The 12,510-nt window shown below is 38.3% G+C and carries 10 protein-coding genes and 1 pseudogene; 6 read left to right on the forward strand and 5 right to left on the reverse strand.

Annotated elements, in window-relative coordinates; translation table 11 throughout:
• Nucleotides 1-74: 74 nt before the first annotated feature.
• Both ABIE66_RS20515 and ABIE66_RS20520 read left to right on the forward strand, forming a co-directional pair.
• On the forward strand, nt 75-836 hold the full coding sequence (locus ABIE66_RS20515) for an ABC transporter ATP-binding protein (RefSeq protein WP_370016094.1): 762 nt from the start codon (nt 75-77) through the stop codon (nt 834-836).
• Complete coding sequence (locus ABIE66_RS20520) at nt 826-2,772, forward strand: FtsX-like permease family protein (protein WP_370016095.1); 1,947 nt, start codon at nt 826-828, stop codon at nt 2,770-2,772. The genes ABIE66_RS20515 and ABIE66_RS20520 overlap by 11 nt, the downstream gene beginning before the upstream one ends.
• Nucleotides 2,773-2,976: 204 nt before the next feature.
• Here ABIE66_RS20520 and ABIE66_RS20525 read toward each other — a convergent pair whose 3' ends face one another.
• Together ABIE66_RS20525 and ABIE66_RS20530 are read right to left on the reverse strand one after the other, a co-directional pair.
• The gene (locus tag ABIE66_RS20525) at nt 2,977-4,044 is read right to left on the reverse strand and encodes an NAD(P)/FAD-dependent oxidoreductase (RefSeq protein WP_370016096.1); all 1,068 of its coding nucleotides are present in this window, start codon (nt 4,042-4,044) and stop codon (nt 2,977-2,979) included.
• 538 nt (nt 4,045-4,582) lie between these two features.
• The gene (locus ABIE66_RS20530) at nt 4,583-6,223 is read right to left on the reverse strand and encodes a PucR family transcriptional regulator (RefSeq protein ID WP_370016097.1); all 1,641 of its coding nucleotides are present in this window, start codon (nt 6,221-6,223) and stop codon (nt 4,583-4,585) included.
• Nucleotides 6,224-6,677: 454 nt separating this feature from the next.
• Here ABIE66_RS20530 and ABIE66_RS20535 point away from each other — a divergent pair, with 454 nt between their 5' ends.
• The 3 genes and pseudogenes from ABIE66_RS20535 to ABIE66_RS20545 all read left to right on the forward strand — a co-directional run.
• Nucleotides 6,678-7,799 carry an alanine dehydrogenase gene (locus tag ABIE66_RS20535; protein WP_370016098.1) on the forward strand — a complete coding sequence of 374 codons (1,122 nt, stop codon included), beginning with the start codon at nt 6,678-6,680 and terminating at the stop codon, nt 7,797-7,799.
• 386 nt (nt 7,800-8,185) lie between these two features.
• On the forward strand, nt 8,186-9,553 hold the full coding sequence (locus ABIE66_RS20540; protein ID WP_370016099.1) for an APC family permease: 1,368 nt from the start codon (nt 8,186-8,188) through the stop codon (nt 9,551-9,553).
• Between the two features lie 17 nt (nt 9,554-9,570).
• A pseudogene (locus tag ABIE66_RS20545) lies at nt 9,571-9,729 on the forward strand (IS110 family RNA-guided transposase); the annotation flags it as partial.
• 65 nt (nt 9,730-9,794) lie between these two features.
• Here the strand turns inward: ABIE66_RS20545 and ABIE66_RS20550 are convergent.
• Nucleotides 9,795-10,097: a hypothetical protein gene (locus ABIE66_RS20550; protein WP_370016100.1), complete on the reverse strand. Its 303-nt coding sequence runs from the start codon at nt 10,095-10,097 to the stop codon at nt 9,795-9,797.
• A 422-nt stretch (nt 10,098-10,519) separates the two neighbouring features.
• Nucleotides 10,520-10,870 (reverse strand): hypothetical protein, encoded by a 351-nt coding sequence (locus tag ABIE66_RS20555; protein ID WP_098372038.1) that lies wholly within the window; start codon nt 10,868-10,870, stop codon nt 10,520-10,522.
• Between the two features lie 543 nt (nt 10,871-11,413).
• On the opposite strand from ABIE66_RS20555, the gene ABIE66_RS20560 reads away from it, so the two are divergent.
• Nucleotides 11,414-11,635, forward strand: a complete 222-nt coding sequence (locus ABIE66_RS20560; protein WP_034309346.1) for a DeoR family transcriptional regulator — start codon at nt 11,414-11,416, stop codon at nt 11,633-11,635.
• Nucleotides 11,636-11,719: 84 nt separating this feature from the next.
• Here ABIE66_RS20560 and ABIE66_RS20565 read toward each other — a convergent pair whose 3' ends face one another.
• Nucleotides 11,720-12,442: a pseudouridine synthase gene (locus tag ABIE66_RS20565; protein ID WP_370016101.1), complete on the reverse strand. Its 723-nt coding sequence runs from the start codon at nt 12,440-12,442 to the stop codon at nt 11,720-11,722.
• Between the last annotated feature and the right edge of the window lie 68 nt (nt 12,443-12,510).

Raw genomic sequence — 12,510 nt, forward strand, 5'->3', positions numbered from 1 at the left:
TGTTCGTCCAAACGAAGGAAAAGAAATACATGGCCTTTTATAATGAGGATATAGAAAAAAAGGAGTGTATCCAAATGAATATATTAGAAGCGAAAAAAATCCATAAAAGCTATGGTAATAAATTCAATAAACAAGAAGTATTAAAGGGTCTCGATATAAGCATACAAGAAGGTGAATTCGTAAGTATCATGGGTGCATCCGGTTCAGGAAAAACGACTTTGCTGAATGTCCTTTCCTCGATCGATAAAATCAGCAACGGCACCATTACGATCGATGGAAAAGAGATTTCAGGTATGAAAGAAAAGAACTTGGCCGAATTCCGGAAGAACCATCTAGGCTTCATCTTCCAGGAATATAACTTATTGGACACACTGACTGTCAAAGAAAATATCCTTCTTCCTTTATCCATTACAAAAACACCCAAAAATGAAGCGGCAAGAAAGTTTGAAAACGTAGCGAAAGAACTGGGCATATATGAAGTGAAGGATAAATACCCAAATGAAATTTCCGGTGGCCAAAAACAGCGTACGTCTGCAGCACGGGCTTTCATCCATGATCCAAGCATCATATTTGCGGATGAACCGACTGGGGCGCTTGACTCCAAATCAGCATCCGATTTACTGAACAAACTGAGCGAAATGAATCGAAAGCGCAAAGCGACCATCATCATGGTAACCCATGATCCAGTGGCCGCCAGTTATTGCAGCCGAGTCATTTTCATTAAAGATGGACAAATCTATACACAATTGAATAAAGGTGAGGAATCCAGACAAACCTTCTTCAAGGACATCATGAAAACACAAGGTGTATTGGGAGGGGTTCAAAATGAGCATTAATCAACTCATCTTTCGAAATCTGAAGAAGAATCTGAAGAACTATTATCTGTATGTGTTTGCCCTGGTCTTCAGCGCTTCCCTTTACTTTGCTTTTGTCACCTTGCAATATGACCCATCGCTGGATGAAGCGGAGGGTACGGTGAAAGGGGCCGCCTCCATCAAGGCTGCATCGATCCTGCTTGTTGCGATTGTTTCCATATTCCTTTTATATGCCAATAGCATTTTCATAAAAAGACGCAGTAAAGAAATTGGCTTATTCCAATTGATCGGCATGACCAAGAACAGGATATTCCGTATCCTAAGTGTGGAAAACCTGATCCTGTATTTCTGTTCCGTATTCCTGGGAATCTTTGTAGGGTTTGCCGCTTCAAAATTGATCATCATGATATTATTTAAAATAATGGGTGTCCAGGCGATCGCGACCCTTAAATTTTCTTTTCAGCCGCTTGTTCAAACCATTCTCGTTTTTAGCGCCATCTATCTTTTCATCATGTTGATGAATTATGCCTTCATTAAAAGGCAGACCATCCTATCATTATTTAGGGTGACTTCAATGACGGAAGGAAAAGTGAAAAAGGTTTCGATGCTCGAAATGATCATCGGGATATTCGGAATCATCCTGATCATTGCCGGCTATGTCGTTTCATCCAAGTTATTCGATGGAGCCTTTTCAGAGATGACCGAGCTTTTTATGGCCATGATCTTCATTTTGGCATCCGTCATCATCGGTACTTACCTATTCTATAAAGGATCCGTAAGCTTCATCTTTAATATCGTCCGTAAAAAGAAAAATGGCTATTTGAACATCAATGAAGTATTGTCCCTTTCATCCATCATGTTCCGGATGAAATCGAATGCGATATTATTGACGATCATCACGACCGTTTCGGCTTTGGCGATTGGGTTATTATCATTAAGCTATATCTCCTACTACTCAGCGGAGAAAATGGCACAAAGCAGTATCCCCACCGATTTTTCCATGACGGATAAGGGAGATGCGGATGCATTCAAAGAAGCTTTATCAGACAGTAAAATTGATTACGACGAAAAGATGATTGATGTCATTCAAGTGGATGTCAATGTAAAGGAAATAATGGAGACTAGCTTGGAAGGTGTGAACTTTGATCCGGACATCATGACCGTTCCTGTCATCAGTGATGAATCCGTTAAAGGAATCAACCTCGCTGAAGATGAGACCCTTTTCAGCGGATACAGTAATATGATGGAGAAGGTCATGTCCTTGAAGGATTCAGGAAAGATTGAACTGAAGGGCAAACACGAAGTGATTCCGCAAACATATATGGGATTGAATGATGATACCTTCGTGTCCTATTACTTCACGAACGGCGGATTACCCGTTGCCATTGTAGACCAAACGATATTCGACCGTTTGAAGAAGGATGTCGACCCGAAAATCCAAAAAGTATCATCTGTAAATATCGGCATTGATGTGAAGGATGAAGCTGAAGTTGAAAAAGCGAATGATCTATTCAATAAAATGAGTTTTAAAGAAGAACATGTGAATGATTCCCAATTTGAAATGTTCAACACCCAGAAGAAGAACATGGGTCTTATCATGTTCATCGTCGGCTTCTTGGGGTTAACCTTCCTCATCACATCCGGCTGTATCCTATATTTCAAACAAATGGATGAAAGTGAAGGTGAAAAATCCAATTATACCATCTTAAGAAAACTGGGATTCACGCGAGGTGACTTACTAAGGGGAATCCAAGCAAAACAAATTTTCAATTTCGGCATTCCTTTAGTCGTCGGACTGCTTCACAGTTATTTCGCAGTCCAATCAGGATGGTTCTTATTCGGTACCGAAGTTTGGACACCGATGATCATCGTAATGGCATTATACACGGCATTGTACTCGATTTTCGCAATCCTATCCGTATTCCATTACAAGAAGGTCATCAAAGAATCTTTATAATGTGGAAGATGCTAAAAGCTCCAGGGCCCATGAGGCCCTGGAGCTTTTAGACTTAGAAAAATCCGAAGAAGTTCCAGCTGTTTTCAGAAATCCAATGGGATTCCATCCATAAAAAAGTAAACCATGAAGGATAAACAAGTCTTGTTTTATCATCATGGTTCGGGGGTGAGACATTTCGAACCAGCTTTCAGTTTTCGTTTCCCTTTAAAGGACCCCAGCCGGTTTCTTCATCATTTCTTTGATCAATTCCCTATTGCGCTTTTTAAAGACTTCATTATGTGAAGAGACCATGCCCACTCCGTTAGCGTCAGGCTGGATATATTGCTTTGCCTTGTTTACGGCGTTTGCTGCATCTTGGAAGGTACCTGCTATTAAGTTCAATTTACCTTCGTGCTTTAGGATATCACCGGCGGCGTATATTCCATCCATCGAGGATTCACTGGCGGAAGTACCTTCAATATAATAATTATCAACTATGGCAATATCCACTTTACTATTTCGAAGCAGCGATGTATCACGCTCATAACCATGATTGATGATGACTTCATCGATTGGCAAGTAAGATACCTCGCCCGTTTCATGATTCGTCAGTTCAACATGTTCAATTGATTCATGATCAGCGCAAGCGATCAATTTTGTGATCGTGGTATTCAAGAAACAAACCGCAGAGCTTTCCATCAATTGTTTCGCTTGTGATTCATGACCTGCTAAACTATCTTTCCTATATGTCAGATACACCTTTTTGGCGATGGGCTCCAATTCATTTGCCCAGTCTATTGCAGAATTCCCGCCGCCTGAAATGATCACCGTTTTATCCTTGAAACGATTGAAAGACTTCACGGTATAGTTTAAATTGGAGACTTCAAACCTTTCTGCACCGTCTATTTCCAACTTTTGCGGATTCAGGATTCCACCGCCGACTGCGACAATGATCGTTTTGGAAAAGTGCTTTTGACCTGATGCTGTATGTAAAACGAATATACCTTCCTCATTACGTGTGATCGATTCCACTTTTTCATTCAACACGACCGTTGGATTGAATGTTAACCCCTGCTCCACGAGCTGTTCAATTAATTTTCCCCCCGTAGTGGGCGTCAGCCCTCCTACATCCCAAATCATTTTCTCTGGATAAACATGAATTTTCCCGCCTAGCTGTGGCTGGTATTCAATCAGTTTAACTTTCATTTCTCTAAGTCCGCTATAAAAAGTGGAGTAAAGGCCTGCTGGCCCGCCTCCAATAACCGTTACATCAAATAAACCTTGCTGATCCATTTACGTCCACTCCTCGGTAATCAAGTGTGATTGATTATCATTCTCATTTAATCGTACACTCTTTTCTCACTTTTTACAATATGGATTTATTAAAAAACTCTGTTCATTTTAAAAATCAACAGAGTTGTTTATTTCCAATCACTAAAACTTACCATTCATTAAGAACGTATGAATGATAAATGGAGTATTACCATTAGAATGAAAAATTAGGTTGAAAATGGAGTAAGGGTATTGGTGTAATGTTAAAAATTAACCTGCTTTATTCATAGATAAAGTAGTTTAACAGGATAGCTCTCTTATCATATGCCCGTTTTTACTATATTAGAAAAGTTGACTCGTTTTAATAAAGTGTTCAATATATCTGTTCGTTGCATTCTGATTAAATCCAATCCAAGATTTGTTCTCCTCAGAGGGCACATCCAGTGAAATAGCTACAACCGTATAGAGAGTTTTTTCTTTTCGTATAATTAATCTTAGAAAGTAGACAAGAGATATTGTGGAACACGTTGCTATGCACCCCGTGATTGGCGGTTGATAACTACTTCGTAAGTACTCCCCCTTGTTGTATAAGTTGATATGCTTTCAAAGCCATTTCAACGTTTAATCTGTTCTCAGGCATATCAAAATCAAAATCAAGAATCTTTTTTATTTTTTCCATCCGATGATAGAGTGTTTGTCTTACAATATGCAATTTTTGAGCCGTAAGCTTCTTTGAGCGATCAAACTCAAAGTATTTCGTTAAAGTCAGAAGCAATTCCGTTCCATATTCCTTATCATAGGATATTAAAGGAGAGAGATAGTCTTCAATAAAATGGGCTGTATCTTGATCATGCTGAATTAATTGAATCAGCCGAAAGATTCCAAGGTCTTCGTAAAAGGCACTTGTTGAAAACGTACGATAATTTAAAGCTAACTGCGCTTCTCGATAACCATTATGAGCATCCAAAAGTAACTGGTATTGTCGCCCAACGCCTATACGGATTTGACTAGATTCACCTTCTCTAACATATAGCAAGGTTTCGATCACTTTCAAGAAGCGCGCCTTAGAGGAATCGGCAGTTCCAAGATCAATAGCTAATACAATAATCTGATTTCTTATTGATGTGATATAGGGTGTAAAAGAATATTTTGCGAACCCAGATCGAATTTTTAAAGAATAATGATAAATAGCAGATTCATTTTCTTCATCCGATAAACTTAATGAAGTCGGATGAAAAACATCTTCGATATCAATGATTGCAATTCGATAACGTATAGAAGCGTGCTTAGATTTTAACGAAATAAATCCCCTTGCTTGTTCCTCATTATTGATGCGTCTATAAAGTAAATCATTTAGCCATGTAGATTCTAAACGTAATCGTTTTTCATCCAAATAATGTTTACGCAATAAGTCTTGTGAGATTGCTAGAGAAGCACGATCAAGGATTAGGAAATCAAATTCATCCGATTCACGATCTAAAACCATAACAAGGTACGCCCAGATTTGATCCATTGCTCCGATCGGTTGGAGAAGAATAGTATGGTTTAATGCCTTCCATTCAACGGGCGAATCATTTGTAATTCGGTCGTGCCAGTGTTCTTTATCTTCATAAATGGTTTGAAGTAGCTGTTCCATAAATTCATTTTTCAATCCTGGAATCGAAAAAGGTGTTCCTTCTATAGGAAGATAGATAATTGGTGCTTCTGTCTTCTGTTGCAACAACTTTAAAATATTGGATAACCCATGAGTAGTGAGTGACAATGAATGGAATTCTCTTGAAATTGAATTTAATGTAATCAACTTCTCATGATGAGCATTAATGAAAAACGAATGTAGATCCTGCGCTATTTCGACGAAATTTATGAATTCTTTGAAAATTATAATCGGAAAGTTATACTCATTTGCCATCTCGATCATTTCTTTAGGGACCTTTTCGAAGTAGTGTCCAAGTTCTATACATAAACATGAGGCGTTGCGTTCGATAAGATTTAACAAAAATGAAGTATTAGAGGAGTCTCTCCATTCAAAGCCAAATCCGGTGGAGAGTATCAGTTCCCCTCCCTGAAAGATGGTATCATCAAAAAACGGAATTTCAAGGACATGTGTCCATTTGACTTGACGGTGCAACCCGTTTGCCCCCGCAACTACCTCCGTCTTTGAAAAGAGTGGGCGCTTAAGAACATCTTGTACTGTAAGCATATGTACCTCCTCATTTAATAATTGTTAGCTGTATCATCTTATTATAACTATACTAGAATGTCTAAGCCCATAAAATATGGATCCCTTTCTCTGTTTACCTCCAAGTAATACGGTCGGTGTCTATAAGTACGTTCTTTTACCTGCTTTGATGAAATACCTTAATCAACCTGAGAATCTTTCATAATGGTATCCATTTACACCGTATTTCATCAGTTATATGTGCGAATGAACGGTGGATTACTGAAACTTAAAACGACCAAAATATTAGATAAACAATAAAAATTTTCACTTTTTCACCAATGCTGTATTCATAAAAGTTCAAGATGACCCAAAGTGCTTGGTTAAAAAAAAACTAATATAAATTTAACCTCGTGTCTAATGAAAGGGTTATCATTTCCCTGTAAGATTTTAGAATGTTCAATAAATTAAATGCAATTAAAAAGGAGAATGAACAATGATAGTAGGAGTGCCTAAAGAATTAAAAACTGCAGAGACTAGAGTGGGATTAAATCCAACATGGGTAAAAAAATTAACAGCTTTCGGTCATGAAGTACTAATACAACGCATGGCAGGTGAAGCTAGTGGTTTTTGTGACGAAAAATATGTTTTGGCTGGAGCAAAAATAGTAAACACGATTGACGAAATTTATGAGAAGGCAGAATTTGTTGTTAAAGTGAAGGAACTTCAACCCTATGAATACGGCCTTCTTAGAGAAAATCAAATGATAATGGCATGGTTTCATTTGGCGGAAGATGTAAATCATGAAATGACACAGGCATTACTAGATAAAAAAGCAATTTCATTATCAATGGAATTAATCGTTTTACCTGATGGGACTAGACCTACAATTAAACCAATGAGTGAAATTGCAGGAACATTAGCAATGCTTGAAGCAGTCAAATATGCTCAATATGGTTATGGTGGAAAAGGAATACTTCTCCGGAAACTGGCCGGTTTACCGTCGAGCAAAGTATTCATACTTGGTGGTGGCAATGCTGGACTCAATACTGCGCAAGTTGCTGTGGGTCTTGGATTGAATGTAACAATCATGGAAGCATCAATGAAACGCATTGATTATTTGAACGATCAGTTGCCACAGGTGGACATTTTGTGTTGGGATAAAGATATGATGTTCGAAGAACTTATTCAAAGTGATGTTTTAATTAATACAATTTATCCGATGCCAGGGGTAACCGAATCTCTCATAACACGAGAGATGGTCAGTAAGATGAAACCTAATTCTATTATTATTGATATTGCAGGAACGGGTATAATTGAAACCTCACGTTATACGACTTTAGAGGATCCAGTTTACTACGAACAAGAAGTCCTACATTACTGTGTCCCGAATATGCCTGCTCTATGTCCACAAACCTCGACAAACATGATGTTGATGACAACCGGCCCATATATTATGAACATTGCGAATAATGGTTTGAAAGAGGTTGTAGTAAATGATGCAATAGTAAGAAATTGTATCAGCACTTTGAACGGTGAAATTGTTCATCACGAAGTTGGGATCAATCATAACATGCCTTATACAGATATAAAAACGGAGTTACTATTGTCCAAATAATAAAGCGTCCTTAGAGTCATCTCATATTCTACGTTTCATTTCTATTGATTAGAAATCAGTATACAAGTTATTGAACAAATCGCTACTAAAGAATTTCCAGGAGTCAGGAAAGATGCCAGCGAGAAAACTTTTGCAGGAATTATATAAGATATAATATACATTCCAATGAATTATCTTTGTCATTCTGCAGACGGAATTCTCTACGAGGAATGGGGAGATAAGTTCTACACAACAAATTCATGGATAATTCAAAGCAGGCTCCCTAGCATCTTTCTGACTCTTTTATGATTACTAGAAAACCACGTATTAAAAAAGCTATGGACGTAATAATATAGATCCCACTTCTTGTAAAAGGTTAAATCAGGTAAAAGAGGAGAGTATTTTACATGTCAAATTTAAGGAAAACAGATCGAACACTGACACTCATTCCAGTAGTGTTGTTTGGTTTTTCATTTATGGGGTTAACCACAGCTTTTACTACGTATGGTATTGCGGCTAATATTTCCCACGGTATGGTTCCGGGGGCAATGATTGTTGCTCTAGTGGTAATGATGTTTACTGCTTACAGTTATGGGAAAATGGCAATTGCGTTTCCATCTTCCGGTTCTGCTTATGTTTATACGCAAAAATCGATCAATCCCTCTGTTGGATTTCTTGTCGGATGGGTAATCTTAATGGATTATTTATTTATGCCAATGGTAAATTACTTAGTATTTGGTATATTTTTCTCAGCAGCCTTTCCTACAATTCCAAGTTACATCTGGATTGCAGGTATGCTGGTGCTCGTCACTTTTATTAATATTAAAGGATTGAAGTTTGCTACAAATGTAAACGCATTCATAACGATTTTCGCTTTACTTTTTATCCTTATCTTTATAGGTTTTTCCATTAAGGAAATTTTTATGGGCGAAGGCACGGCAACTCTTTTATCTCTTGAGCCATTCTATAATTCGAAAGAACCCTTTTCTTATACAATAGCTGGAGCAGCTTTATTATGCTTTTGTTTCCTTGGATTTGAATCAGTTACAGCGTTTGCTGAAGAGACAGTGAACCCTAAGAAAACGATTCCCCGAGCTGTTATTTTAATTACTCTTGGTGGTGGTTTAATCTTTACAAGTGTTGTATATTTCTCATATCTTGTATGGCCAGAATATAACACATTTAATAATCCTGATTCGGCTGCCTACGAAATTATTAAACTTGTTGGTGGAAAGGCGATGTACTCAATATATCTTGCGCTTTACGCATTAGCTGTATTGGGTAGTGCCATGTCGTCCCAGGCAAGTGCATCACGAGTCCTCTATACGATGGGGCGAGATGGACAGTTTCCTAAAAAGTTCTTTGGCACCCTGCATCCGAGATATAGAACACCCGTAAATAATATCCTGATCATTAGTTCTGTCTCTTTGCTTGCTTTATTTTTAAGTTTAGATCTTGTAGCATCATTCATTAATTTCGGGGCGTTTCTTGCGTATACTTGTGTTAATATTGCCGTAATTGCTCATTATTATATTAGAAATAGAGAACGTTCGGTAAAAGGAACTATCTTATATTTATTTGTTCCTCTTATTGGAGCTGCTCTTGATATTTTACTACTTGTGAATCTTGATGTGCACTCAAAAATACTTGGAGTAAGTTGGTTAATAATAGGCTTCATTTATTTACTTGTATTGACAAAGGGACTTAAAAAACAGCCACCACAATTGAAAATCGAAGAAAATTATGATGTAGATTTAAAAAGCCAAGATGCTTGAAAATAAGATAAAAACGCAGCTTAGACACGACTATTGTCGGTATGAGACATACAGGTCATTTCTGGATTAATCTATCGAATGGTTATCTAAAGAAAAGATTGATGTAGTAAGTCAATCCTCACCTTGTGAAAAGAAATAAAGAGAATCGAGATAGAACCCAGTCCAAAAGTGAAAAAGTGCAGCATCCCTCATCCCCACTCATGGGTGAAAGAGATGCTGCACTTTTTATTGGCACTGGGAGTTAGCTTGAACGAGGTCTCTTCCCTTCTGATATAAGAAGGTTGATGGTATCTATGAGTTCAGGTAATTCCTCGATCGTTTTGATGGTAAAGTCGGCACCGTTTTTCATAAAGGTGTCTGCCGTTTTAGAGATGAGATTTTGTTTATCAAGTTCTGGTAAACTTGTATACTCATTCAAACTCAATCCCATCTCGGAGCTTCCGACAATGACTCCGACCGTCCATACCCCAGCATTCACTCCTTCTTTCATATCGGAAATGGTATCCCCTACCTTCACTACCTTCCTTGATGCCGTTAACTTCAATTGAAGAAATTTGCGTCACTCCTGCCGAATTACTGGCTAGCCGAGACGCCGCAGGCGCTTGCTTTGATGTGGCTTGGAAGACAGTCGGCAGAAAGGGAGCGCATTTCTGAAATCAACTGGAACGTTTTCTTGAGGGTTTGTAAAATCCAATCATTGTTTTAAATTTTGATAGAAATTACCTTAGCAAATAACATCCTATTTAAAGTTCCTTTCATGCAAAAGGAGCCATTCCTTTCTCCATAAGCCACCCGCCCGCCTATACTGCTGCAGAAAGACCACACATATGCTTACGTTTATATCCAGATGAATTTCTACTGGATCTTTGGATTTAAAGGAATGGTTGTGCTGGATTCTCGTTTAATGGTTCCGGACAAATAAAAAAATGCCCTTTCATACCGAGGGCATTTTCATCATCCAATTTATTAATTTACGAAAAGATATAACTTTCTATGATATTCCACAAATGCCTGCTGGTCCTTTTCCGTGTAGTCCATCCACTTCACTTTCTTGCATCTTTCCTCTAATCTCTCATTCAACTCATCTTCTATTTCATTCATGAAACGAATGATTTCCCCATAAGGCATATTGAAATGACGGGCTGCGAGCCTGGGCGGAGAATGCTTTACCAGCAATCTCATGAATTGATCGACCGTGTCCGCCTTCGAGGCAAGATAATCTTCCTCATTCACGATGAATTCATACACTTGTTTTTTCACGCCAGAAAGTCTGGTCACTTCGTCGCGCAATAAAAACTCCATTAATCTTTCGTTCATATGGCTCTACCTCGAATTTGTTTATATTTACATTCTTTTTAGATCATGTATGAAAAGGTTATACTGCCCTTCACACCTCATTATGACATCGTAACCCCAAGCCATCAAGCAATTCCTGTATCCTTACACAAACCGTAACTGTTACGATTTGTGATCCTTTTTAAGTAAAATAACATGTATATGCCTCATAGTCAACGTTCGAGCTGTGTGCATCCCTTTATGCATATTTAGAATCGTTTATTGGCAAAATATGAGTATGAACAAATTGCACAACACAATCTTATTAATTTTTATATATGTAAAGAGAATAATTTTGTTAAAATTTGATATAATAAATGTAATATTTAGTCAATTAGCATCTTTTTATAGAATTTGCTTTTGTAAAGGAGTAAAATGATGCTAATGACATCTTATTTTTTCCAATGTTTCCGAGGAGTTATAGGGTGGGTATAGCAAGTACATAGTGACAGCTGAAATGCTGTCCGACATATCGGTTGTTTTCATTTGTTCAGAATAACAATGAAAAGAATAAGGAGTGATTTTTTGAAACCTTCAACAAATCGCATGTTAACCCGTATTAAATCCGTTTATATGTTCATCAGTAATAACGGTACGGTTTCTACTCAAGAGCTTGTAGAAGAATTTGGCATCACTCCTCGAACTGTGCAGCGCGATTTAAATGTCTTAGCATACAATGACCTTGTTCAAAGCCCAAGCCGTGGCCTTTGGACGACAACAAGTAAAAAGGTGAAGATGTCATCGTAAAAAGAACGACCACCCGAACAAGATCGATATGTAAAATACTTTGAGGCGGACAATATTTGTCCGCCTCATTTTTTATGCCTATATTCATTCAGCAGGCTGCCCCGCCTTTAACTGTTCAAGCTCTTCCGCCGTTAGCTCACGGTACTCACCAAGCTCAAGTTCCTCATCAAGCTGTAAACTTCCCATGGAAAGACGCTTTAGGTAGACGACACGTTTGCCGACGGCCTCAAACATCCGCTTCACCTGATGGAACTTTCCTTCCATGATCGTCAGCTCGATATCCGAAGTCAGACCTGATTTTAAAATATTCAATTCACCTGGTTTTGTTTCGTACCCATCATCCAAGGTCACGCCGTTGCGGAATGCCTCAATATCCTCTTCCGTCACTTCGCCATCAATGACCGCAAAATATGTTTTAGGGACATGTTTCTTCGGGGAAAGCAATTGGTGGGCAAGCTTTCCATCATTCGTGATAAGCAATAACCCTTCTGTGTCCTTATCCAGACGGCCTACAGGAAATGGCTCGAATACTGAATCCTCTGGCTCCAAGATGTCGATGACCGTTTCTTGGTGTTTGTCTTCCGTTGCCGACAATACGCCTGGCGGTTTATTCATCATTAAATATATGAACTCCCTATATTCAACCCGTTCATCATGGACGGTTACGATTTCCGTATCAGGGTCCACTTGCTCTTTCGGATCCTTCAGCACCCTTTCATCGACCTTCACGGCGCCGGATTTCAGGAGCTTTTTCACTTCTTTCCTGCTGCCATAACCAATATTGGATAAAATTTTATCAATTCTCATCGTTTCCTCCTAAAGCCTTTTCAGTAAAAAGCCTTGCCCACTTTAATGACAGGCAAGGCCAATATATT

Origin of the sequence: Peribacillus sp. B2I2, assembly GCF_041261685.1 — a bacterium.
Taxonomy (GTDB): domain Bacteria; phylum Bacillota; class Bacilli; order Bacillales; family DSM-1321; genus Peribacillus.